Source organism: Marinobacter sp. LQ44, assembly GCF_001447155.2.
Classification (GTDB): Bacteria; Pseudomonadota; Gammaproteobacteria; order Pseudomonadales; family Oleiphilaceae; genus Marinobacter.
Genome location: NZ_CP014754.1, coordinates 4,189,241 through 4,211,230, shown reverse-complemented (window position 1 = coordinate 4,211,230; position 21,990 = coordinate 4,189,241). Strand labels below are relative to the sequence as shown.

General features: G+C 56.7%; 24 protein-coding genes. 11 read left to right on the top strand and 13 right to left on the bottom strand.

Annotated features, from left to right (window positions below):
• The first annotated feature begins 13 nt into the window (after positions 1-13).
• Positions 14-472: a hypothetical protein gene (locus tag ASQ50_RS19275; protein WP_058092780.1), complete on the top strand. Its 459-nt coding sequence runs from the start codon at positions 14-16 to the stop codon at positions 470-472.
• Between the two features lie 32 nt (positions 473-504).
• Here ASQ50_RS19275 and ASQ50_RS19270 read toward each other — a convergent pair whose 3' ends face one another.
• From ASQ50_RS19270 to ASQ50_RS19260, 3 genes are read right to left on the bottom strand one after another with little or no spacing between them, the layout of a single operon-like run.
• Entirely contained in the window at positions 505-855 is a 351-nt protein-coding gene (locus ASQ50_RS19270; protein ID WP_058092781.1) for a YdbL family protein, read from the bottom strand.
• Positions 856-895: 40 nt separating this feature from the next.
• Entirely contained in the window at positions 896-1,075 is a 180-nt protein-coding gene (locus tag ASQ50_RS19265) for a YnbE family lipoprotein (protein ID WP_058092783.1), read from the bottom strand.
• 32 nt (positions 1,076-1,107) lie between these two features.
• Entirely contained in the window at positions 1,108-2,607 is a 1,500-nt protein-coding gene (locus ASQ50_RS19260) for a YdbH domain-containing protein (protein WP_058092782.1), read from the bottom strand.
• Positions 2,608-2,898: 291 nt separating this feature from the next.
• On the opposite strand from ASQ50_RS19260, the gene ASQ50_RS19255 reads away from it, so the two are divergent.
• The 5 genes from ASQ50_RS19255 to ASQ50_RS19235 all read left to right on the top strand — a co-directional run bounded on the left by ASQ50_RS19255 (position 2,899) and on the right by ASQ50_RS19235 (position 7,559).
• The gene (locus tag ASQ50_RS19255) at positions 2,899-3,201 is read left to right on the top strand and encodes a hypothetical protein (protein ID WP_156510040.1); all 303 of its coding nucleotides are present in this window, start codon (positions 2,899-2,901) and stop codon (positions 3,199-3,201) included.
• Positions 3,201-4,526 (top strand): IS1182 family transposase, encoded by a 1,326-nt coding sequence (locus tag ASQ50_RS19250; protein ID WP_068351393.1) that lies wholly within the window; start codon positions 3,201-3,203, stop codon positions 4,524-4,526. The genes ASQ50_RS19255 and ASQ50_RS19250 overlap by 1 nt, the downstream gene beginning before the upstream one ends.
• Positions 4,527-4,733: 207 nt before the next feature.
• Positions 4,734-5,723 carry a hypothetical protein gene (locus tag ASQ50_RS19245; RefSeq protein WP_058090098.1) on the top strand — a complete coding sequence of 330 codons (990 nt, stop codon included), beginning with the start codon at positions 4,734-4,736 and terminating at the stop codon, positions 5,721-5,723.
• Positions 5,724-5,844: 121 nt separating this feature from the next.
• Positions 5,845-6,702, top strand: a complete 858-nt coding sequence (locus ASQ50_RS19240) for a PA4780 family RIO1-like protein kinase (RefSeq protein WP_058090099.1) — start codon at positions 5,845-5,847, stop codon at positions 6,700-6,702.
• Positions 6,703-6,830: 128 nt separating this feature from the next.
• On the top strand, positions 6,831-7,559 hold the full coding sequence (locus tag ASQ50_RS19235; RefSeq protein WP_058090100.1) for a DUF3581 family protein: 729 nt from the start codon (positions 6,831-6,833) through the stop codon (positions 7,557-7,559).
• Here the strand turns inward: ASQ50_RS19235 and ASQ50_RS19230 are convergent.
• A complete protein-coding gene (locus ASQ50_RS19230; RefSeq protein ID WP_058090101.1) occupies positions 7,556-8,410 on the bottom strand; it encodes a putative RNA methyltransferase in 855 nt (284 codons plus the stop codon). The genes ASQ50_RS19235 and ASQ50_RS19230 overlap by 4 nt on opposite strands.
• Positions 8,411-8,639: 229 nt before the next feature.
• Here ASQ50_RS19230 and dusA point away from each other — a divergent pair, with 229 nt between their 5' ends.
• From dusA to ASQ50_RS19205, 5 genes are all read left to right on the top strand, one after another.
• Entirely contained in the window at positions 8,640-9,668 is a 1,029-nt protein-coding gene (gene dusA, locus ASQ50_RS19225) for a tRNA dihydrouridine(20/20a) synthase DusA (RefSeq protein ID WP_058090102.1), read from the top strand.
• A gap of 119 nt (positions 9,669-9,787) precedes the next feature.
• Positions 9,788-10,756 carry a transaldolase gene (gene tal / locus ASQ50_RS19220; protein WP_058090103.1) on the top strand — a complete coding sequence of 323 codons (969 nt, stop codon included), beginning with the start codon at positions 9,788-9,790 and terminating at the stop codon, positions 10,754-10,756.
• 33 nt (positions 10,757-10,789) lie between these two features.
• The gene (locus ASQ50_RS19215) at positions 10,790-11,239 is read left to right on the top strand and encodes a TerB family tellurite resistance protein (protein ID WP_058090104.1); all 450 of its coding nucleotides are present in this window, start codon (positions 10,790-10,792) and stop codon (positions 11,237-11,239) included.
• Between the two features lie 15 nt (positions 11,240-11,254).
• On the top strand, positions 11,255-12,382 hold the full coding sequence (locus ASQ50_RS19210) for a 3-deoxy-7-phosphoheptulonate synthase (RefSeq protein WP_058090105.1): 1,128 nt from the start codon (positions 11,255-11,257) through the stop codon (positions 12,380-12,382).
• Positions 12,379-13,152, top strand: coding sequence for a glycerophosphodiester phosphodiesterase (locus tag ASQ50_RS19205; RefSeq protein WP_058090106.1), 774 nt, complete (start codon positions 12,379-12,381; stop codon positions 13,150-13,152). The genes ASQ50_RS19210 and ASQ50_RS19205 overlap by 4 nt, the downstream gene beginning before the upstream one ends.
• A 28-nt stretch (positions 13,153-13,180) precedes the next feature.
• Here the strand turns inward: ASQ50_RS19205 and sthA are convergent, their stop codons facing one another.
• The 9 genes from sthA to ASQ50_RS19160 all read right to left on the bottom strand — a co-directional run bounded on the left by sthA (position 13,181) and on the right by ASQ50_RS19160 (position 21,838).
• On the bottom strand, positions 13,181-14,572 hold the full coding sequence (gene sthA / locus ASQ50_RS19200) for a Si-specific NAD(P)(+) transhydrogenase (protein ID WP_058090107.1): 1,392 nt from the start codon (positions 14,570-14,572) through the stop codon (positions 13,181-13,183).
• Between the two features lie 62 nt (positions 14,573-14,634).
• On the bottom strand, positions 14,635-14,877 hold the full coding sequence (nqrM, locus tag ASQ50_RS19195) for a (Na+)-NQR maturation NqrM (RefSeq protein WP_058090108.1): 243 nt from the start codon (positions 14,875-14,877) through the stop codon (positions 14,635-14,637).
• A gap of 11 nt (positions 14,878-14,888) precedes the next feature.
• Positions 14,889-15,938, bottom strand: a complete 1,050-nt coding sequence (locus ASQ50_RS19190; protein WP_058090109.1) for an FAD:protein FMN transferase — start codon at positions 15,936-15,938, stop codon at positions 14,889-14,891.
• A gap of 9 nt (positions 15,939-15,947) precedes the next feature.
• The gene (gene nqrF / locus ASQ50_RS19185) at positions 15,948-17,174 is read right to left on the bottom strand and encodes an NADH:ubiquinone reductase (Na(+)-transporting) subunit F (RefSeq protein WP_058090110.1); all 1,227 of its coding nucleotides are present in this window, start codon (positions 17,172-17,174) and stop codon (positions 15,948-15,950) included.
• Between the two features lie 41 nt (positions 17,175-17,215).
• A complete protein-coding gene (gene nqrE, locus ASQ50_RS19180; protein ID WP_058090111.1) occupies positions 17,216-17,824 on the bottom strand; it encodes an NADH:ubiquinone reductase (Na(+)-transporting) subunit E in 609 nt (202 codons plus the stop codon).
• A complete protein-coding gene (locus ASQ50_RS19175; RefSeq protein ID WP_058090112.1) occupies positions 17,824-18,489 on the bottom strand; it encodes an NADH:ubiquinone reductase (Na(+)-transporting) subunit D in 666 nt (221 codons plus the stop codon). Before ASQ50_RS19175 ends, nqrE begins: the two co-directional genes overlap by 1 nt.
• A 2-nt stretch (positions 18,490-18,491) precedes the next feature.
• Positions 18,492-19,286, bottom strand: coding sequence for a Na(+)-translocating NADH-quinone reductase subunit C (locus ASQ50_RS19170; RefSeq protein ID WP_058090113.1), 795 nt, complete (start codon positions 19,284-19,286; stop codon positions 18,492-18,494).
• Positions 19,279-20,487, bottom strand: a complete 1,209-nt coding sequence (locus ASQ50_RS19165; protein ID WP_058090114.1) for an NADH:ubiquinone reductase (Na(+)-transporting) subunit B — start codon at positions 20,485-20,487, stop codon at positions 19,279-19,281. The genes ASQ50_RS19170 and ASQ50_RS19165 overlap by 8 nt, the downstream gene beginning before the upstream one ends.
• Before the next feature lie 4 nt (positions 20,488-20,491).
• Positions 20,492-21,838: a Na(+)-translocating NADH-quinone reductase subunit A gene (locus ASQ50_RS19160; RefSeq protein WP_058090115.1), complete on the bottom strand. Its 1,347-nt coding sequence runs from the start codon at positions 21,836-21,838 to the stop codon at positions 20,492-20,494.
• Between the last annotated feature and the right edge of the window lie 152 nt (positions 21,839-21,990).

The window sequence follows — 21,990 nt, the reverse complement described above, 5'->3', positions numbered from 1 at the left end:
AAGGGTTAGAGGAATGGACGCATTGCGTGCAAAATCCAAATACAAAATCGCACTCATATCTCAGGACGGCTCTAACAGGGAGGAGCTTGTTGATGCGTTACAAACCAATGCAATGGATCATGAGCTTAGTATTTTCAGCGATTCAGATAGCTTTCTCGAATCGATAGAAAGCCCCATTCATGCTGAGCAAATCAAGCCTATCGAGGCACCGAACCTGATACTGATTATTCAGTCCGTTGACGATCATCGCTCTTTAAAGATGCTATGCCAACTCAAGCGCATGCCCGTGGTAAAGACGATTCCTGTCATTGTCTTCTGCCCGAGAAATGCCAACGTCGCGACCCGCCACCTTTATCAACTTGGCGCTGCGTCAGTCATTCGTATGCCACTGAGCTTTAGTGGCATGGTTGAAATCATCAAAATTATGGAAGAGTACTGGTTCAAAGTTGCCACGCAACCCTTACCAGGCTGACGTTTACATAAAGATGTAAGCCTTAAACCAGACTAGTTCCCCTTTTTCACCCACTGGCCATTAACCTGAACGAATTGCCCGGCCGGCGTTTTCTCAATAGCCTTCTTGCCAGCCACGGTTTCCACCTGGGTAACTGGTATGTCGTGCCGCTCGGCAATGCGGGCGTACTCATCCCGGCGTGCGTTGTTGATGGCCTGCACCACCGCTGGCGCATCGCCTTCTGCGCGCACCACTTCCAGGTAACCGGTCGGCGTTTCGCCCACCAGGCCCTGCTGTTTGACGGTTTCCAGTTTCTGCTTGGCCTCTTCCAGGCCCATGGCGAGCGCCGGCAGTGCCATGCCGATGGCCAGGAGGAAAGCGCCCAGTTGCATCAGTCGTTTCATCTTCAACCCCTCGATCTGCCCTTGGTCAGGCCGTTGTTGTTCAGAACAGGCCTTTATCGCTGAACAGTTCATCCACTTCCCTGTCCACTTTTACGTAGATCTCGTGCTGGATTTTAACGTTCAGATTCACGGTAATCGGTTCTTTCGGCGCCGCCATCTGTACGGTTGGCGTGCAAGCGATGAACGCCAACGGCAGGACCGATATCATCAAAACTCTCATCGCCAGCGGCCTGCGTGACCGCCACACATTGATCATGGTTGTGCCTCCTGCCCGGACTGTTGCAGCCGCTCCCGAACACGTTCGGTAACGGCTTCGTTCACCCTGCCGCTCAGCTGTAGGCTGGTTAACAGGGCAGGAATGTCTTCTTCAAGGTTGATGTTCAGCACCACCGGCTGGCCGCCACGAACGCTCGGGCTCTCTCCCTCCAGCCGCAGGCCTAACATCAGATTTCCATTCTTATCGTAGTCTATCGTGCTATCCAGCACCGAATAGTGAAAGTTTTGCAAAGCTTGCACCACCAGATCCACGGCCTGGCTACTGCCCAGCATGGCCTGCAATCGCTCGCCCGGTAACCGCAAGCGGCCGCCCGGAACAATAGCCGCCATGGTGCCTTGCTCAACCTCTACCGATGTGCCGGAGATCATTAGCGGTATCCGGCCGTTTAGCCTGCCGGTGCCCTCAAAGCCTTCGGCCGGGTAAACTTCCAGCAGCCGTTCAAGCGATAACTCGTAGACGTCCAACGGGACGTTAACGGGATGATTGGCCAGATCGAAGGATTGCGGTGCGACTCTCAGGCGGCCATTGAGAAATTCGGCTGTGGCCTGCTGAATCTCTAACTGGCCAGTGAGCGGCTCGGCGGCCGGCGCTCGATAATCCGCCAGCAACCGCACCGGACCTATGCCAATGCCGGAGTTGAACTGGGCAATGGTGATGTCGCGCAGGCGGGCAGCCAGTGATTCGTCTTCAAGGCTGAATAACAAACGGCCACTCATATCGGAAAACGCGGTTCGATCGAAGACCCCACTCACGCCCGCCAGATTCAGCCGGGCATCCAGTACGAGGGGGGCATCCGGTTCCTGCCGAAAGCTAGCGGCCGCCTCAAGCTGACCATGGTTTAACGTGAGCAACGGGGGCCACTGGGCGAGTGTATCAGCGATTGCCGTGCCGGCTTGTTCAGCGGCCATGGCCAAAGCTACCCGGCCAGCCATGAATTCTTCATTCCGGTTTCTCAGCACCACCTCGGCCAACAGGCCGGAATCTGATCGCAGCTGGCCCTCCAGGCTGAGATCAGACACAACACCACTCACCCGCCCATCGAACCGCCAACCCTGGGGTCTCAGGCTGGGGTGCTGCAAGTCTTCAACCTCGATGGTGACATGGCCGGCCACCGCAGTGCGGTCCACAAGGTCTTCGGCACCACCGAGGTTGATGGTGACGGTTACATCGGTCAGATCCAGCTGCACGTTATTTAAGAAAACCGAAGAATCTCCGACGTTCTGTGCAAGGGTGGCGGCCGTCAGCCTTGAACCGGGTTTAAAGCGGACGATAACCGCCTGGTTGTCTGCCTCAACTGAGTTAACCACCTCAGCCCGGATGCCGGTCACGCGCCAATCCTCGGTCTCGATATCTGGCAAGGCAACACCGATTCGCCCCTGCTGCAGCAACAGCGACCAGTCCATGGAGAAGGCTGATGGAACAAACAGCAAACAGGCCAACAGGACCGTCAGCGGTCGCCATCGGTTCCGTGGCATAGGTCCTTGCAGGGTCAACACAACACTCCTGTTGGCTCGGGGTACTTACCATACCAACATACTGCAACACCCATTTGGATAGAAGCATGGCCTTTTTAACAACTTGTCATTCTGTTGATACGACTTATATTTCAACATGTCGCCCAGAACCACAGGGCCTATGCTTGGAGATAACCAATGCCTTACCGTGCCACCCCGTGTTTTGTATCCACCTTGTTTGCCTCAGCAATGTTATCCGGCTGCCTTGCCACACCGTCAGCCAATATCAACTTCGGGTACCATCCCGATACCATGAATAAAGCGCCGGATCTCCAAGACCCTGTGTTGATGGCACTTCAAAACGAATTGGGGTTGCGACATACGCAAATCCAAGCCAACCCGGATGCCTGGTTCACTGGCGATGCAGTATGCGAACTCAGCTCTGATGGCCAATGGCTGGTCAACTTCAGCCGCAGCGAAGCCGATATGGATGCCTTGCACACGTTCAGGGAACGTTCCACCGGCACAAAGACCGAAGTTCAACTAGGAGTCTGCGCGGCAGAAGCCCGTTTCTGGCATAATAAACCGAAAATTTTTCGGCAACAGGACGTCTGATGGGAACCACTTTCCGCCCGTACTCGCCCGACCAGGAATTGCTCCTTCCCCCAAGCCTGAACGAGTGGCTGCCTGATGGCCACCTGGCCTATTTTGTCAGTGATGTTGTCGAGGAGCTGGATTTGAGTGCGTTTTACGCCCGCTACGAAGGCAACGGTCGGCGTAACTCGCCGTTCGATCCGCGGATGATGCTGAAGGTTCTTATTTACGCCTACGCCACCGGCGTATTCTCCTCACGCAAGATTGCCCGGAAGTTGGAGGAAGACGTCGCCTTTCGGGTTCTGGCTGCGGGTAATTTTCCCAAGCACCGCACGATCTGTGATTTCCGCAAACACCATCTGGTCGCCTTCAAGGCCATCTTCATTCAAGTCGTACGGATTGCCCGGGAGGCGGAGCTGATCACGCTGGGAACACTGGCGATTGATGGCACAAAGATTCGGGCTAATGCCAGTAAGCACAAGGCCATGAGCTATGGCCGCATGGGCGAGGAAGAAGATCGTTTATCGAAAGAGATCGATGGGCTATGTCGTCAGGCCCGTCGAACGGATGAGTCGGAAGATCGGCAGTTCGGCCCGGACCAGCGGGGTGATGAGCTACCTGAGGAGTTGCAGTACCGACAGGCGCGACTGGACAAGATCCGCGCTGCCAAGGAGAAGTTGGAAGCGGATCAGAAAGCGCGGGATGCCGCCAAAGGCCGGCACCCGGACGATGACCGCCGCCCACCCCGCGGTGGCCGGAACTTCAAGCGAGATTACGGGGTGCCGGACGACAAAGATCAAAGCAACTTTACCGACCCGCAAAGCCGGATTATGAAAACGGCGGATGGGTTCCAGCAATGCTACAACGGCCAGTTGGCCGTGGACGGTGAATTCCAACTGATTGTCGCTAATCATCTGGGCAGCAATGCCAGTGATCAGGGGCGCCTGATACCGCTACTGGATGACGTGAAAGACATCCTGAAAACCTATCCGAAACAATGCCTGGCCGATGCCGGTTACCGTAAAGAAGACGACTTACAGTCCCTGGAGGACAAAAGGATCGACGGTTATGTTTCGCTGCGTCGGGAAGGGAAAAAGAGCGCAGAGATAGACGCGAGCGGTTATCCAGCCACGTCACGGATGGCCGAGAAGCTGGCCACCGCGACGGGGCGTTCGGTTTACGCCCGGCGCAAGCATCTGGTTGAGGCGGTTAATGGCTGGATCAAGCATATTCTGGGCTTCCGGCAGTTCAGCCTGAGGGGGCTTAATGCCGTGCAAGGCGAATGGGATCTGGTCTGCCTGTCGCTTAACCTCAGGCGGATGAGTTCGCTGATGAGGCTGACATAGGCGATCTGAGGCGGCGTGCTGGGCCGTGCTGAGTGGTCGGGCTACGGTTGTGAGCTTGCCTATAACCGTCTTGATTGCCTGAATAGAAAATCGTGACTCTATCCGGTTGGATACTGCGCCTATACTCTCGGGCACAACCGTGATTCGGCGCGGCGGAGGCACTTGCTCAAAACACTTCTGCCGCGCAGACTCCTAGGAGAGACCAAGTTGATTGAAGGCCGATGCGCTGAAGGATTGCCCGATGGTCGCTTTGTCGCCGTTGGTTCCTATGAGATGACCACTCACACGACGGTTCCCGGGCAAGGTGTGATCGAATCGTCGTTTACCACCCGAACACGCATGGAGGGGCAAGCCCAAAATGGCACTTTGAATGGCCCCATCTATTTCGCTTTTGAGATGAATTTCCCGATCGCTCCAGGGCAGATGATGACCAGTTTGTTTCAGTCCCAGGGACAATTTATCGAGGGCCGTGAAACGGGCAAACACTTTGTCCAGATGAAGCAACCTTCCTCTATGACAACCTGGGTGCATGAGCACCGCCATGCTTCCTACGGATCACACATGCAATCCCGGATGTACACTGGTTCCAGGCTGAATGTAGAGGGTCGCTCCCTGAATGGCATTCCCCATGGCTGGAACACTGTGTATAGCGACTCACCCGCAGGTCAGCGAGTCTGTTATGAACTGGGCGAAATTGCTACCGCCGACAAATGCGATCTGCAGCTTCCACCAACGGGACTGGTTGGCAGCCTGGCTGAAGAAGAACTGAACCAGCTGATCAGACAGGACAACCAAGGAAAATACATAAGCCCCTACACCAGTGACGACGTACTGGCTGAGTGGGTTAACACCGTGGTAATCGTCAATATTGGTTCAACCATGGGCACCCTTGCGGGAGCTGCTGCCGGCGGCGCAATCGCAGCTGCGGCAGACTTCGTGCCATACGGACTCGGCAGCCTGCTTATGGCGGCCATGACGGCTGAGGTAGGCAAAAGGGTTGGGCGTGAGGCTGCCATTGCGGCCTCCGGTGGCTGGGATAATATCCGGGCCAGCTCGGATCAAAGCTTTGATTCTGCCGATGCCATGGCGCGCTATCTGATAGCCAAACATGGTGATTCAGCCACTTACAGCGAGGCCGTTCGCGTTTCAACCGATTTGTATCCGGATCTGCGAGCGGCATTAAAACGCGCCTACTGATGATGACTCCAGTTGATCTGGCAGAACAGGTGAACGGCCCGATGCCAATATAGGGTAGTATGTGCCCGTAAACGCCGGTTAAAACGAAAACCGGCCAGATAAACCGGGCACAGAACCTCTTATGAAGATACCAAAACGATTACAACCCCTCGTCGATGAAGGCATGGTCGATGAGGTGCTGTACCAGTTGATGAGCGGCAAGGAAGCCCAGGTGTTTGTGGTGCGCTGCGGCGACCAGGTGCGGTGTGCCAAGGTGTATAAAGAGGCCCAGAAGCGCAGTTTCAAGCAAGCCGTTCAGTACCAGGAAGGCCGCAAGGTGCGGAACAGTCGCCGCGCCCGGGCCATGAGCAAGAAAACCCGCTATGGCCAGAAAGAGCAGGAAGACGCTTGGCTGAACGCCGAAGTAGACGCCCTCTACCGCCTGGCGGACGCCGGCGTTCGCGTGCCAGAACCTTTCGGTTTTGTTGACGGCGTGCTGCTGATGGAAATGATTGCCGACAGTGAAGGCAAGGCCGCGCCCCGGCTGGACGACGTTACCCTCACCCCCGAACAGGCCCGCATTTACCACAGCAAGGTGATTGCCGACGTCGTGCGCATGCTCAGTGCCGGCCTGATTCACGGCGACCTGTCCGAATTCAATGTTCTGGTTGATGCCACCGGCCCGGTCATTATCGATCTGCCCCAGGCGGTTAATGCAGCCGGCAATAACAGCGCGGAGCGCATGCTCGAGAGGGATGTAGATAACATGCGCCGCTATTTCGGCCGCTTTGCCCCGGAGCTGCTGAATACCGATTATGGCAAGGAGATCTGGGCCCTTTATGAAGCCGGCGACCTGCACCCCGACAGCCAGCTGACGGGCTGCTTTGAGCATGACACCGAAAGCGCGAACGTGGATGAGCTGCTCGATGTGATTGAAGCCGCCAAGGAAGAAGAATGGGAGCGCCAGGAACGCCTGCGGGATGCCGAAGACGAAGACTGACGTTGCCACCGGGCATTGTACGAAAGCCGGAGGGCCCTGCGGCGTTTAATCGTTTAGAATGGCAGGATCAATCTGCGGACCGACAAACATTTCGTTCCCTCATCTCTGCGATCCGTAAAAGGTACACCATGCTTTCAGAACGTTTTTATACCGTCCAGGACGGACGCATTGTTATTACTGCGCCCCAGGCCAGTCATTTTGCCAAAGAGATTGCCGGAGACTTCAACCCTATCCACGATCCGGACGCCCGCCGCTTCTGCGTGCCTGGCGATCTGCTGTTTGCCATTGTGGTCGGGCGCTTTGGGCTATCAGAGAATATGACGTTCCGTTTTCGCAATCTGCTGGGGGCAGAAATTCCCTTGGAATTCCGGGAAACCGGTGAAGACACTATCGAAGTCTGCGACGAAGCCGGCAAGGTCTACCTGGAAGTCAGCCGCAGCGGCGCCGTCATTCGGGACGAACAGGTTATAGACGATTTCACCCGCGCCTACGTGGCGGCCTCTGGCAAGAATTTCCCCCACACGCTCAAACCGCTGATGGAATCCCACGGGGTGATGTTTAACCCGGACCGCCCCATGGTGATGTACGAAAGCATGAGCGTGGCGCTCAAAAAGAGTGACAACCTTCAGCCCGAGCTCGAGCTGAACAAAGCGGACCTGGAAGTGGCAGGCAAGCGCGGCAACGTAACACTCTCGTACCACCTGATGTCTGGTGGCAGCTCGGTTGGTGAAGTGTCCAAACGCCTGATGCTGGGCGGGCTCCGGGAATACTGCCCGGAGGCCATGGCTGGTATTGTTGAGGAGTTTTACCGGCTCAAGGCCCGTGGTACCCGGCTGGGCATGGAAAACGCAGATTAATCGCCCTCAGCAACCCGCTCAAAGGTGTGCAGGCAAACGTCTACCGTGAGTGACAGGGAGTTCAGGGCAGCCGCCCGCTCCCGGCCTTCCGCGTTTGCGCGGTAGAAATGGGGCGTCATCGCCAGCAGGTCTGCGAGGGGCTCCGCCCCCGCCAGATGCAGTGAAAACCGAACATCTTCCGAAGCCACCCGGCGGAATCCTTCCGGGGCCGGCGTTACTTTCTTCGATTCGCTCCGGATTTCAGGATAGATGATTTCCCGCAGTTCCCGCAGGTGGTCCTGCCCTGCGTCCACCTGAATCAGCTTACCGCCCGGCTTGAGAACACGGGCAAATTCCGGGTACACGGGAAAGCCAAACAGGCAGAGAATACGGTCCAGTGAGCCAGGTAGCACCGGCAGATTCGCATTACTGCCCACCACCCAGCTCGGCCGTTTGTCTTCACGGGCCGCCGCCAGTACCGCCCATTTCGAGATATCCAGGCCCAATAGCGCCAGGGAGCGCTCCTCGCCCGCCGCCCGGGCCAGTTGCCGCAGGTAATAGCCTTCACCACAACCAGCGTCCAGGCAATTCAGTGTTATGCTTGCCTGCGCACCGTCCAACGTTGCCCGCGACACCGCCTCGGCAATAGGCTGGTAATACCCCGCCTCAAGAAACCGCTGGCGTGCCGCCACCATCACCTTACTGTCACCCGGGTCCAGCGAACGCTTCTTCTGCACCGGCAACAGATGCACATAGCCCTGCCGCGCCACATCAAAATTATGGCCACTGGCACACCGCCAAGAACCCGACTCTCGCTGCAAGGCAGCACCATCCAGGGGGCAGGCTAAGGCGTCAAAGGCTGTGATGGTCATTCAGTATCCTGTTATCCGGTTCATCCACCGCGGATTATACATGCTGGGGTCAGACCCCAAGACATTTCGCCCGGTCAAATGTACTGGGGTCAGACCCCGGTACATTTTGTTACATTTGGCGATGGCACTGGGAGCCCCCCTTGCAGCCTGCTTATCAGGGGTATTCCTGATAAACTAGGACGCTTGGATTTTCGTATGATCTGCGCCATTGCCGTTTACAGGTAGCTCTATGTCTTTTGTTCCATCGCCGATTCCATTTGCGGCCGATTCCGGCCCTTCCCGCCGCTTCTGTGTGGCTCCGATGATGGATTGGACCACGCCGCATTTCCGCTACCTGGCGCGGATTCTGAGCCGCCGGGCGTTGCTGTATACCGAGATGGTGACCACCGGGGCGTTGATTCATGGGGATACCGAGCGGTTTCTGCGCCATGATCCTTCCGAATACCCGCTGGCGCTGCAGCTTGGTGGCAGCCATGCCGGTGAGTTGGCTCATTGCGCAAAGCTGGCTCAGCAGTTTGGCTTTGATGAAGTGAACCTGAATGTCGGCTGCCCCAGTGATCGGGTGCAGAACAACATGATCGGCGCTTGCCTGATGGGCCATCCAGACAAGGTGGCAGAAGGTGTGGCGGCGATGATAGAAGCCACGGATCTGCCGGTCACCGTCAAACACCGCATTGGCATCAACGGCCGCGAATCCTGGGATGAGCTGTGTGAGTTTATCGAAACCGTTGCCGCCGCCGGCTGCAAGACATTCATCGTGCACGCCCGCATTGCCATCCTGGAGGGCCTGAGCCCGAAGGAAAATCGCGACATCCCGCCGCTGAAATACGACTGGGTGTACCAGCTGAAGCAGGCCTACCCTCACCTTGAAATCATCATCAACGGCGGCATCAAAACCTTTGATGAATGCCACGAACATCTGGCCCATACCGATGGTGTGATGCTGGGCCGGGAGGCCTACCACAACCCCTGGCTACTGGCCGACGTGGATACCGAATTCTTTGGTGAGCCGGCAGCTGCCACCAGCCGTCATGATGCCCTGCGCGCCATGTTTCCGTTTATCCAGCAGGAACTGGACCGCGGGGTGTACCTGACCCACATTACCCGCCATATCATGGGCCTGTTCCTGGGCCAGCCAGGAGGGCGACAGTTCCGCCGCCACCTGAGCGAGAACGCCAACAAGCCGGGTTCCGGCCTGGAAGTGGTGGAGCAGGCTCTGGCCAAAGTCAGGGAACCGGAACTCATTACGGAAAGTTGATCATACCCATACCTTTTGTTGTCTTGTTCCTGTCGTAAGCTGCCGTTATTGTAGGGGTTACAAAGGTATTCTGGAGCTGGATACCGCCATAACACCGCACAACCGGGACGACACGACGAATGAACAGCAAGCTGGACCAACTGAAGACCATGACCACCGTGGTGGCCGACACCGGCGACCTTGACGCCATTGCCCAATGGCGGCCACAAGATGCCACCACCAACCCCTCACTGCTGCTGAAAGCCGCAGCATCGGAAGCCTACCGCCCGATGCTGGACAAGGCCGTCGCCTTCGCCAGCCAGCGCGGGGGCTCTGGCGCCGAACAACTGACCATCGCCACTGACATGCTGGCGGTGCTGGCCGGTAAAGAAATCCTGAACCTGATTCCCGGCGTCGTCTCCACAGAAGTAGACGCCCGCCTGTCGTTTGACACCGCCGCCACCCTGGAACGCGCACGCCGGTTGATCGACTACTATGGCCGCCAGGGCGTAGACACCAGCCGGGTGCTGATCAAGATTGCCGCTACCTGGGAAGGCATCCGCGCCGCTGAGCAGCTGGAAAAAGAAGGCATCCACTGTAACCTGACCCTGCTGTTCTCCTTTGTACAGGCTGCCGCCTGCGCCGAAGCCGGTGCCTATCTGATATCGCCGTTTGTCGGGCGCATTCTGGATTGGCACCTGGCCAGCACTGGCCGCGACAGCTACCCGGCGGCGGAAGACCCGGGCGTGCAATCGGTCACCCGCATCTATAATTACTACAAGGCCAATGGCTTCAATACCGTGGTGATGGGGGCGAGCTTCCGCAATACTGGCGAGATTGAAATGCTGGCCGGCTGCGATCGCCTGACCATCAGCCCTGCCCTGTTGCAGGAGCTGAAAGACGATCATGGCGAATTACCCCAGCAACTGAACGCGGGCAGCGCAAGCACCGCCGACAAACCACACCACGTGGACGAGAAGCGTTTCCGCTGGGAATCCAACGAGGATGCCATGGCCACCGAGAAACTGGCCGATGGCATTCGCCGGTTTGCCGCAGACCAGATTGAACTGGAAAACCGGGTGCGACAGTTAGCGACCGAGGCTGCCTGATCAACACCCCAACCTTTAGCCAAGGGGCGCTGTATGATTGATCGCCTGAAAAAACTGTTTGCAGTGCCGGAATCCGAGCCTGTGCAAACCGACGCTCACCAACTGGCGGTGGCTGCCACAGCCCTGATGGTACAGCTTGCCCGTGTCGACAATCACGAGGACGAGCGCGAGCTGAAGATTATTGCCGATTGCGCCGTTCAGGCCCATCAGGTTACCCGGGAAGAAGCGCAAGAGATTCTTGCCGACGCCCTGGCACACGCAGAGGATTCCACGTCGTTGTATGAGTTCACCGGACAGATCAACGACCACTTTGACCAGCCCCAGAAACAGGCCCTGCTGGAGAGTATCTGGCGGGTAGCCCTGGCAGACGGCCGTATCGACAAATACGAAGAACACCTTATTCGCCGGATTGCGGACTTGCTGCATCTTAATCATCGGGAATTCATGCAGGCCAGGTACAGGGCGGAAGACGCCGCCGGTTAACCCCAAGGAGATTTCATGTTAGCCATTCTTCACCCCAACACAGAACTGGACAGCGAAGCCTACCGCCAGACCATGCATTACCTGGAAAACCTGCCCGGTGTCAGTGTTCGCGTACACGAGATTCAAGGCGCCAGCCAGCGGCTGACGGAGATTTATCTGCTGGGCGACACCAAAACCCTGAGCAAGGAAGAGATCGAAGCGCTACCCGCCGTGGAGCGGGCCATCCGAATTTCTGATGACTACCGCATTCTGGGCCGCCACAAAGACGATCATCGCCAGAGCGGTTTCACCTACAACGGCGTCGAGTTCAGCCAGAACAACCTGAACATCTTTGCCGGCCTGTGTGCGGTAGACGTGCCGGAACACGTTGAGCAAATGATGCAGGCGCTGGAGGACAATGGCGAGGTCTGCACCCGCATGGGCGCCTACAAACCCCGCACCAATCCGTACTCGTTCCAGGGGCACGGCAAGGGCTGCCTGCCCTGGGTCTTCGAGAAAGCCGGCAAGCATGGCATCAAGGTGATTGCCATGGAGATCACCCACGAGAGCCATATCGAAGAAATCGACACCTGCCTGGAGAAACTGGGCCGACCCACCGGTGTGATGCTGCAGATTGGCACCCGGAATACCCAGAACTTCGAGTTGCTCAAAGCCATAGGCCGGCAGAAAACCTACCCGGCACTGCTCAAGCGCGGCTTTGGTATTACCCTGAACGAGTCGCTGAACGCCGCAGAGTATCTGGCCAGCGAGGGCAACGCCAACGTGATTTTCTGCCTGAGAGGCATGAAAACCGAGGCCGGCCAACCACATCGCAATATGGTGGACTTTGCCCATGTACCCGCGGTAAAGCGCCTGACCCGCATGCCCGTGTGTGTAGACCCGTCCCACTCCGTGGGCAGCCGGGACCGCTCACCGGACGGCATTCTGGACGTGATGCACGCTACCGCCCAGGGCGTGATCGCCGGCGCCAACATGGTGCTGGTCGACTTCCACCCGAAGCCCGAGAAAGCCCTGGTTGACGGCCCCCAGGCCCTGCTGATGAAAGAGTTGCCAGCGTACCTGGAAGATATTCGCCTGTGCCATGACACCTGGAAGAAACGCCAGACCATTTACCAGACTCTCAAGGATAGTGCTGCAGAATGATCGTTTATGGTCACCGTGGGGCCAAAGGTGAGGCCCCAGAAAATACCATGCCCGGTTTTATCCACGCCTATCGGCATGGTATCCGGCACTTCGAGCTGGACCTGGTGCTGTCAAAAGACGGCTTGCCAGTGCTGGTGCACGACCTGACGGTAGATCGGACTACCGGGCAGAAGGGCAATGTCGGCCATTACACGGCCGCTGAGCTGGCCGACATGGACGCTCGGCGCAACACCAGCGCCTGGCCCCGCAAAGCGGGCATTCCCAGTCTCGAAAACCTGCTCGACCAGTTCGACGACCTGGAGCACCTGCAACTGGAAGTGAAGAAGGACAACCGGGCCCGCCTGAACATACTTTGCAACCGCCTGACAGAAGTTATCCAGCGCCGGAACCTTTACCAGACCGCCGCCATTACCTCATCCGATCCCTGGTTCCTCAGGGAACTGAGGCGCCGTGACAAGAACCTCCGGATTGGCCTTGTGGCCGAGCGGAAGTTCCCAAAACCGCTGAACCTGGCTACCCGCCTGGGCTGTGAGTATTTCTGCGTGAACTGGAAGATTCTCAATGCCGACATGGTTGCCCAGGCCCACAAGCGTAATATGCATGTGTCCACCTGGACGGTGAACCGCATTCACGACATGCTGAAGCTGGAAGAGATGGGCGTAGACAGCATTATTACCGACTACCCCACAAGCACACGGATGTTCTTCGATAACCGCGCCAGAGCCGTTCTGAGCTTGCCAGCGAAGGAAGGAATGCCCGAGCCGGCGTAATACCGGCTCGGGTACGGAACTGACCGGATCAGAAGATCCGGTTCAGGCCGTTCAATGCCGCCACCCGATAGGCTTCCGCCATGGTCGGGTAGTTGAAAGTGGTATTGATGAAGTAGTTCAGGGAGTTCGCCTCCCCTTTCTGGTTCATGATCGCCTGGCCGATGTGCACAATCTCAGCCGCCTGGTCACCGAAACAGTGGATACCCAGAATCTCCCGAGTCTCACGGTGGAACAGGATCTTCAGCATGCCCACCGCTTCACCCGTTATCTGTGCCCGCGCCAGGTCCTTGAAGAAAGCCTGACCAACATCGTATGGCACTTTGGCTTCTGTCAGCTCCCGCTCGGTTTTACCTACGGAGCTGATTTCAGGAATGGTATAGATACCCGTGGGCACATCATCTACGTATCGGAAATACTCGTCCTGGGTGATGTCTGACGAAGCCGCACGGCCCTGGTCATAGGCTGCACTGGCCAGGCTCGGCCAGCCAATCACATCGCCCGCCGCGTAGATGTGGTCCACCTCGGTACGGTAGTGGTCATCCACAGCCAACTGGCCGCGACCATTGGGCACCAGGCCCACATTCGCCAACCCAAGGTTTTCCGTGTTACCACTTCGCCCGTTGCACCAGAGAAAGGCATCGGCGCGAATTTTCTTACCAGACTGCAGTGAAAGTACCACACCGTGGTCGTCGCCTTTCACCGATTCGTATTGCTCGTTATGGCGAACCAGCACACCGTTGTTGCGAAGGTGGTAGCTGAGCGCATCGGAGATTTCGTCGTCCAGGAATGACAACAGGCGACTGCCAGGGTTGATCAGGTCAACCTTTACACCCAGCCCGGCAAAAATGGAGGCGTACTCGGAACCGATAACACCGGCGCCATAGATAATGAGGGTGCGCGGGGTGTGAGACAGGTTCAGGATGGAGTCAGAGTTGTAAATCCGATGATGGCGGAAATCCACATCGGGCGGCAGATACGGACGGGAGCCGGTAGCAATAATGGCCTGCTTGAAGTGGATAGTCTCAACCGACTTGTTACCGCGGATTTCCAACCGATGCGTGTCTACAAACGATGCACGGCCATTGATCAGGTCTACCCGGTTACGGGAATAGAACTGGGTGCGCAGCTTTACCTGCTTGCCGATCACCTTCTGCGCGTTCTGCAACACCCTCGGGAAGGAAAACCAGCGCGGTTCGCCGATATCCCGGAACATCTGATTGGTGTTGAAGGTGATGATCTGCTTCACCGAGTGACGCAGCGCCTTGGATGGAATGGTGCCCCAGTGCGTGCAGTTACCGCCCACCGTCGGTTTGTCTTCAATGATGGCGACTCGCTTGTTGTGCTTGGCCGCGTTCATTGCCGCCCCTTCACCGGAAGGGCCGGCGCCAATAACGACGACGTCGTAGTGATGCTCTGCCATGTGCGCAGTGACTCCTTATCTACGCCATAAAATGCGTAGTTCTATTTATTGATGAGTGTCGCTTACTTTTCTGTGCGCGAGGCGTCGTAGGCCAGGTCTTCCGCTTTCTCAGAGGCCCCGGTCTCGCTGCGGCTTTCCTCACACTTCTGCGTGTTACCGCCACAAATATCACAGGACTGGCTGATGCCCAGAGCACCAATCCCACCGCAGGTGCCGCTGATGGGCTTACGGCCAAAGATCACGCCGATCGACATACCGGCAATCAGAATGCCCACAATGAACAAAACGAGAAGAAAGGTACCCATACTGCCCTCCTTTACTGAACCACGAAGGAAGAGAAAGCCGGTGTTTCATGCACCTCAAAGCCGCTCTCGCCTCGTACAATGAAATAAGCGGGAATATTTTCCCGCGTTGCCAGCGCCCGTGCCCGCTCATACCCCATCACGGTGAATGCGGTGGCCAGCGCGTCGGCGGTCATGCTGTCTTCGGTAATCACCGTCACAGACGCCAATCGGTTGGTAATCGGCTTACCGGTCGATGGGTCTATTGTATGCGAGTAACGCTGGCCATCCGATTCGTAATAGTTACGATAGTCACCGGAGGTTGCCATCGCATGCTGGTCCATGGCCACTATCTTGCTGACCTGCCGTGCCTGTTCCGATGGCTCTTCAACGGCGAGGCGCCAGGCACCGCCGTCAGGTTTCCGCCCATTGACCCTCACCTCACCACCGATCTCTACAAGGTACGCCTGCACACCTTCACGGTCCAGGTAACGGGCCACCACATCGACACCATAGCCTTTGGCAATCCCGGACAAATCGATGTACTGGGGCTTTTCGCTACGCAACGCCATGGCCTCTGCGTTCAGCTCGAGATAGCGGTAGCCAGTATCTGAAAGCGCTTTCTCAAGGGCCGCGTCGGACGGGACGGTATCAGGCCGGGCATCCGGCCCGAAGCCCCAGAGATTGACCACGGGACCGATGGTGATATCAAACGCCCCGCCAGTCAGCTCGGCAATTTCCTGGGAACGCAGTATGACTTCGAACAAGGCTGGAGAAAGTTCGGTCCACTCCGACTGGTCCTGTTTGCGATTCAAACGAGACAACTCGGAATCCTGCTTCCAGGTAGACATGGACGCATCCACCGCTTCCAACTCTTTCTGAATTCCCTGAGCCAGAGTCTGCAGGCGTTCCCTGTCTTCTGGCAATACGACGTTTATGTGATAGGTCGTTCCGAAGATACCTCCGGAAATTTCCCAGACTTTTTCCTCTTCCTGAAACGAGCAACCCGCCAGGGCAGCCATGATCAGCGTCATAAAGACGCTGATCACAACCACCCTGACGGGTCCGAACATGCGGGATGTCATCTGAGCCTGTTAACCTCCGAAATCATCCAGCATGATGTTTTCATCCTCAACACCAAGATCTTTCAGCATCTTGATAACGGACGCGTTCATGATTGGGGGCCCGCACATGTAGAACTCACAGTCTTCCGGAGCCGGGTGGTCCTTCAGATAGTTTTCGTACAACACGTTATGGATGAAGCCGGTAGGGCCATCCCAGTCGTCAGTCGGAAGCGGATCTGACAAGGCACAATGCCACTCAAAGTTCTCGTACTCTGCGGCCAGAGCGTCAAAGTCTTCCACATAGAACATCTCGCGCACACTGCGGGCACCATACCAGAAGCTGATCTTACGCTTGGAATTCAGGCGCTTGAGCTGGTCAAAGATATGAGAGCGCATGGGCGCCATACCGGCACCACCACCGATGAAGACCATTTCCGCGTCAGTCTCCTTGGCGAAGAATTCACCGAATGGCCCCATTACAGTGACTTTGTCACCCGGCTTCAGGTTGAACACGTAGCTGGACATGATGCCTGGCGGGTGATTGGTTCCCGGAGGCGGTGTCGCAATACGGATGTTGAACTTCAGAAGTCCCTTCTCTTCCGGGTAGTTCGCCATGGAGTAGGCACGGATGGTGTCTTCCTTGTTGATCGCCTTATAACGCCAGATATCGTGCTTGTCCCAGTCTTCGTGGAACTCCTCCTCGATGTCGAAATCCTTGAAGCTGATTTCGTACGGGGGGCACTCCAGCTGCACGTAACCGCCAGCGCGGAAGTCCACTTCCTCGCCTTCCGGCAGCTTCAGTACGAGTTCCTTGATGAAGGTGGCCACGTTGTGGTTAGACACCACCTCGCACTCCCACTTCTTCACGCCAAAGAACTCTTCCGGTACTTCGATCTTCATGTCCTGCTTTACAGGAACCTGGCACGACAGGCGCCAGCCTTCTTTTTCTTCACGGTTGGTGAAGTGGGTCTTTTCAGTGGGCAGCATGGCGCCGCCACCTTCCAGAACCTTACATTTACACTGAGCGCAGGTGCCACCGCCACCACAGGCAGACGACAGGAAAATGCCGTTGCCCGCCAGGGTGTTCAGCAGTTTTCCACCTGCTTCCGTTTTCATGGTGTGTTCCGGGTCGTCATTGATTTCAATGGTGACGTCGCCGGTGCTGACCAGTTTTGAGCGCGCTGCCAGGATCACCGCCACCAGTGCAAGCACGATGACGGTAAACATGACCACGCCAAGAATAATTTCGGTATTCATGGTCTCGCCTTCTCGTAGTTATCCGATGATCCGGGTGCGCATTACAGCGAGATGCCGGAGAACGACATAAAGCCGAGCGACATCAGGCCGACAGTGATGAAGGTAATACCAAGGCCACGCAGGCCATCGGGCACATCACTGTACTTGAGCTTCTCGCGGATACCTGCCAGGGCACCAATGGCCAGGGCCCAGCCCACGCCAGCGCCAAAGCCGTAAACCACACTCTCGCCAAAGTTGTAGTCACGCTCAACCATGAACAGTGACGCACCCAGGATTGCGCAGTTAACGGTGATCAGCGGCAGGAACACGCCCAGCGCTGCGTACAGCGACGGGATGTACTTGTCGAGAACCATCTCAAGAATCTGCACCAGTGCCGCAATAACACCGATGTAGGTCAGCAGTCCCAGGAAGCTCAGATCCACATCTGGCAGCCCCGCCCAGGACAGGGCACCTTCACGCAGAACGGTATTGAAGATCAGGTTGTTCACTGGCACGGACAGAGTCAGTACAACAACCACCGCAATACCCAGGCCAATCGCCGCTTCTACCTTTTTGGAGATCGCCAGGAAGGTACACATCCCCAGGAAGAACGCCAACGCCAGGTTTTCAACGAAAATGGCCGTAACCAGAAGACTCAGATAATGATCCATTAGAAGGCCTCCCGGGTTTTATGGGCTGACATCTTGAAATCAGGCTCTTCAACCTGATCCGGCTTCCAGGTACGCAGTGCCCAGATGCCCAGACCGATGATAAAGAATGCGCTCGGGGGCAGCAGCATCATGCCGTTCGGCACATACCACCCACCATCGTTAACCGAGGCCAGGATGGTGAAACCAAGCAGTTCACCAGAGCCGAACAGCTCACGGAAGAACGCCACGAACAGGATCGCAATGGAGTAACCCAGACCGTTACCGATACCATCCAGAAAGCTCAGCATCGGCGGGTTCTGCATGGCAAAGCCCTCGGCCCGGCCCATAACGATACAGTTGGTGATGATAAGACCAACGAATACCGACAGCTGCTTGCTGATTTCATAGGCATAGGCTTTCAGCACCTGGTCGACCACGATTACCAGCGACGCAATGATGGTCATCTGTACGATGATCCGAATGCTGTTGGGAATCTGGGTACGAATCAGAGATACCGCCAGGTTTGAAAACCCGGTTACCGCAATAACCGAAGCACACATAACCAGCGTAACGCTCAGGCTGGTGGTAACCGCCAGCGCCGAACAGATCCCAAGAATCTGCAGGGCGATGGGGTTGTTACTGAAAATCGGTTCAAAAAGAACCTTCTTGGCTGATACGTCAGACATGATCAGGCCTCCCCGTCGCGCAGATTTTTCAGGAACGGCGCGAAACCGTTCTCGCCCATCCAGAAGTTGATCAGGTTCTCGACACCGCGAGCCGTCAGCGTTGCACCAGACAGGGAATCAATCTGATGCTCGCTGTCCGGATTGGCACCGCCTTTGATCAGGCGGATCTGGGGCTCACTCTTGTCGTCACCGTAGATCTTCTTGCCAACCCACTGGCTTTTCCAGCGGGGGTTGTCTACCTCACCGCCAAGACCAGGCGTTTCCGCGTGGTCATAGAAACCCAGACCTTCGATGGTATTCAGATCACCGTCCAGTGAAATAAATCCGTAAAGGGTGGACCAAAGACCGGGGCCGTGAACCGGCAGCACCACACGAACCAGCTCGCCATCCTCCTCAAGGATGTAAACGGTGGCTGCGTGGGCACGACGACGCAGATTGGCGGTGTCTTGCTCACCCGACAGGCGGGTAGACATGTTCGGATCACCGGCAGCGCGGTACTGGTTGTAGCTCAGTACATCAGGTACGCCAAGCTCTTCCGGGGTGGTGAACCGGCCAGTACGCAGGTCAACCAGGCGCGGCTCGAACTGACCAAACAGTTCTTCGATACGGGCCCGATTGGCGCCAGGCTCCGCCATGCCGGCGGCCTGAAGGATATTGGACTTGATGTCCAGCTCCTGATTCAGGGCCTGCTGCGGGCGCAAGGATACAGCTGCAGCAGACACAATCACGGAGCAAACGATGCATAGGGCGAAAGCGACCTGAATGGTCTTTCCGACCGTCTCTTTTTTCTTAGCCACGTGCGAGCCTCCGTTTGATGTTGGCCTGAACCACGTAGTGGTCCATCAGCGGGGCGAACAGGTTGGCGAACAGAATGGCCAGCATAATACCTTCCGGGAAGGCCGGGTTGACCACACGGATGAGGATAGTCATCACACCGACCAGAATGCCAAACAACCAGCGACCGGTATTGGTCATCGCAGCGGATACCGGGTCTGTTGCCATGAACATCATGCCGAAGGCGAAGCCACCCATAACCAGGTGCCAGTGAGCCGGAATGGCAAACATCGGGTTAGTCTCGGACCCGACAATGTTCAACAGCAACGACATACCGATCATGCCGATCAACACCCCACCGACAATACGGTAGGAGGCAATCTTCATGGCCAGGAGGATCAGACCACCAATCAATATGGCAATGGTGGACGTCTCACCCATGGAACCCTGAATGTTACCCACGAAGGCATTCATCCAGCCGATCTGGGTTTCCAGTGCTTCCAGTCCGCCAGAGGCAGCCCAACTCAGAGCCGTTGCGCCACTGAAGCCATCAACTGCAGTCCAGACAGTGTCGCCGGAAATCTGCGCGGGATAGGCAAAATACAGGAAGGCACGACCAGTCAGGGCCGGGTTCAGGAAGTTCTTGCCGGTACCACCGAACACTTCCTTACCGATAACCACACCGAAAGTGATACCCAGGGCCACCTGCCACAGAGGGATGGTGGGCGGGCAGATCAGTGCGAACAGTACAGAGGTTACAAAGAAGCCTTCGTTCACTTCGTGACGACGCACGGTGGCAAACAGCACTTCCCAGAAACCACCCACCACAAAGGTGACGGCATAGATGGGAATGAAGTAGGCCATACCGTAAACGAAGTTGTCCCACCAGCCGGCACCGGAGCCGGTCACGGCCAGGGCGGTGATAAAGGCTTCACGCAGGCCGCCGTCTGCAATCATGGCATCCGGGTTGGCTGCCAGAAAATTGTTGGCCTGAAAACCAATGTTCCACATACCGAAGAACATGGCAGGGAAAGTACACAACCATACAGTGATCATGATGCGTTTGAGGTCTACGCCGTCACGCACATGGGCCGTGGTGGAAGTCACTTTGCCAGGGGTGTAGAAAATGGTATCAACGGCTTCGTACAGGGCATACCAGCGCTCGTACTTACCACCTTTTTCAAAATGATGCTCGATTCCATCGAGAAACTGTCGGATAGCCATCGTATTAGCCCTCGATCTCGATTCGGGTCAGGTTCTCGCGGAGAATCGGACCGTATTCATATTTGCCGGGGCACACAAAGGTGCACAGCGCCAGATCTTCTTCATCCAGCTCCAGGGCGCCAAGCTTCTGTGCCACTTCGGTATCGCCAACAATCAGTGCTCGCAGCAGCTGAGTCGGCAGGATGTCCAGCGGCATCACCTGCTCATAGGCACCGACAGGCACCATGGCACGCTCACTGCCGTTGGTGGTGGTGGTGAAGTTGAACAGCTTGCCACCGGTCAGCTTGGACAGGTAGATGTTCAGCACCGAGAACTTGTTAATGCCCGGAGACAGCCAGCCAATGAACTCACGCTTGGTGCCTTCTTCCAGCACCGACACCTGATTGGCAAAGCGGCCCAGGTAGGCACAGGGGCCATCACCACGACGCCCGCCGAATACCGAGCCTGAAATGGCGCGGACTTCGCAGTCAGTGGCGATCTCGCCATCCAGCAGTTCCGGCAGGCTGGCACCCAGGCGGGTACGAACCAGGCGGGGCTTCAGGGCTTTAGGGCCACCGATGGCCACAATGCGCTCAACCGGTACTTCACCGGTCTCGAACAGTTTGGCGATATCGATCACGTCCTGATAATTGATGCTCCAGACAGTCTTACTGGCTGAAACCGGGTCCAGGTGGTGGATATGGGTGCCCACATTACCGGCAGGGTGCACACCATCGAACTGGTGTACTTCGATGTTGTCTGCTTTTGGCACAGACACGTCGGCGCCGGGTTTGCCGGTCACAAATACCTTACCGTTGGTCAGGCGGGAGATGATAGTCAAGCCTTTTTCGAACGCCTTGCTGTTCTCGCCGATAATAACGGTAGGGTCTGCTGCCAACGGATTGGTATCCATGACAGAAACAAAGATGGAGTTCGGTGCGGAGTCGATTTCCGGAACCTTGCTGTAAGGCCGGGTGCGGAACGCTGTCCACAGACCGGATTCAACCAGGTTATCAACTACCTGCTGGCGTTCCAGGCCGGCAAGATCGGAATCGTTGTAGCGAGCATAGGTTTCCGCCTCATCGCCATCGATTTCGATGACAACAGACTGGAACACGCGACGCTCACCGCGGTTGATTTCTTTAACCACACCGGCTGCCGGTGAAGTATAACGAACGCCTTCGGTCTTCTTGTCCGTGAACAGCAGCGTACCGCGCTTGACACGGTCTCCCTCTTTCACAGCCATTGTCGGCTTCATGCCGTTGTAGTCAAAGCCGATCAATGCCACGTGGCGAATCGGTTTGCCGTCAGTAATGGTCTGTTCGGGAGCGCCGCTGATGGGAAGATCCAGGCCTTTTTTGATCTTGATCATTAGCCTCATCCAATCATCAGAAACTTTTCTGTGGATTTTAACGCCCGGCCCCGCCGCTCGGGGGTGAGAATATGGGTGCCAGACATACCCAAAATCGCGCCAATTATAGAGATTAAGGAATCCTATTTCCACCGGTAAGGGAAATGGTTTTA

Coding starts and splice junctions, on each gene's coding strand:
- ASQ50_RS19275 (WP_058092780.1), top strand. CDS start 14: ATGGACGCATTGCGTGCAAAATCCAAATACAAAATCGCACTCATATCT.
- ASQ50_RS19270 (WP_058092781.1), bottom strand. CDS start 855: ATGAAACGACTGATGCAACTGGGCGCTTTCCTCCTGGCCATCGGCATG.
- ASQ50_RS19265 (WP_058092783.1), bottom strand. CDS start 1,075: ATGAGAGTTTTGATGATATCGGTCCTGCCGTTGGCGTTCATCGCTTGC.
- ASQ50_RS19260 (WP_058092782.1), bottom strand. CDS start 2,607: ATGCCACGGAACCGATGGCGACCGCTGACGGTCCTGTTGGCCTGTTTG.
- ASQ50_RS19255 (WP_156510040.1), top strand. CDS start 2,899: ATGAATAAAGCGCCGGATCTCCAAGACCCTGTGTTGATGGCACTTCAA.
- ASQ50_RS19250 (WP_068351393.1), top strand. CDS start 3,201: ATGGGAACCACTTTCCGCCCGTACTCGCCCGACCAGGAATTGCTCCTT.
- ASQ50_RS19240 (WP_058090099.1), top strand. CDS start 5,845: ATGAAGATACCAAAACGATTACAACCCCTCGTCGATGAAGGCATGGTC.
- ASQ50_RS19235 (WP_058090100.1), top strand. CDS start 6,831: ATGCTTTCAGAACGTTTTTATACCGTCCAGGACGGACGCATTGTTATT.
- ASQ50_RS19230 (WP_058090101.1), bottom strand. CDS start 8,410: ATGACCATCACAGCCTTTGACGCCTTAGCCTGCCCCCTGGATGGTGCT.
- dusA (WP_058090102.1), top strand. CDS start 8,640: ATGTCTTTTGTTCCATCGCCGATTCCATTTGCGGCCGATTCCGGCCCT.
- tal (WP_058090103.1), top strand. CDS start 9,788: ATGAACAGCAAGCTGGACCAACTGAAGACCATGACCACCGTGGTGGCC.
- ASQ50_RS19215 (WP_058090104.1), top strand. CDS start 10,790: ATGATTGATCGCCTGAAAAAACTGTTTGCAGTGCCGGAATCCGAGCCT.
- ASQ50_RS19210 (WP_058090105.1), top strand. CDS start 11,255: ATGTTAGCCATTCTTCACCCCAACACAGAACTGGACAGCGAAGCCTAC.
- ASQ50_RS19205 (WP_058090106.1), top strand. CDS start 12,379: ATGATCGTTTATGGTCACCGTGGGGCCAAAGGTGAGGCCCCAGAAAAT.
- sthA (WP_058090107.1), bottom strand. CDS start 14,572: ATGGCAGAGCATCACTACGACGTCGTCGTTATTGGCGCCGGCCCTTCC.
- nqrM (WP_058090108.1), bottom strand. CDS start 14,877: ATGGGTACCTTTCTTCTCGTTTTGTTCATTGTGGGCATTCTGATTGCC.
- ASQ50_RS19190 (WP_058090109.1), bottom strand. CDS start 15,938: ATGACATCCCGCATGTTCGGACCCGTCAGGGTGGTTGTGATCAGCGTC.
- nqrF (WP_058090110.1), bottom strand. CDS start 17,174: ATGAATACCGAAATTATTCTTGGCGTGGTCATGTTTACCGTCATCGTG.
- nqrE (WP_058090111.1), bottom strand. CDS start 17,824: ATGGATCATTATCTGAGTCTTCTGGTTACGGCCATTTTCGTTGAAAAC.
- ASQ50_RS19175 (WP_058090112.1), bottom strand. CDS start 18,489: ATGTCTGACGTATCAGCCAAGAAGGTTCTTTTTGAACCGATTTTCAGT.
- ASQ50_RS19165 (WP_058090114.1), bottom strand. CDS start 20,487: ATGGCTATCCGACAGTTTCTCGATGGAATCGAGCATCATTTTGAAAAA.
- ASQ50_RS19160 (WP_058090115.1), bottom strand. CDS start 21,838: ATGATCAAGATCAAAAAAGGCCTGGATCTTCCCATCAGCGGCGCTCCC.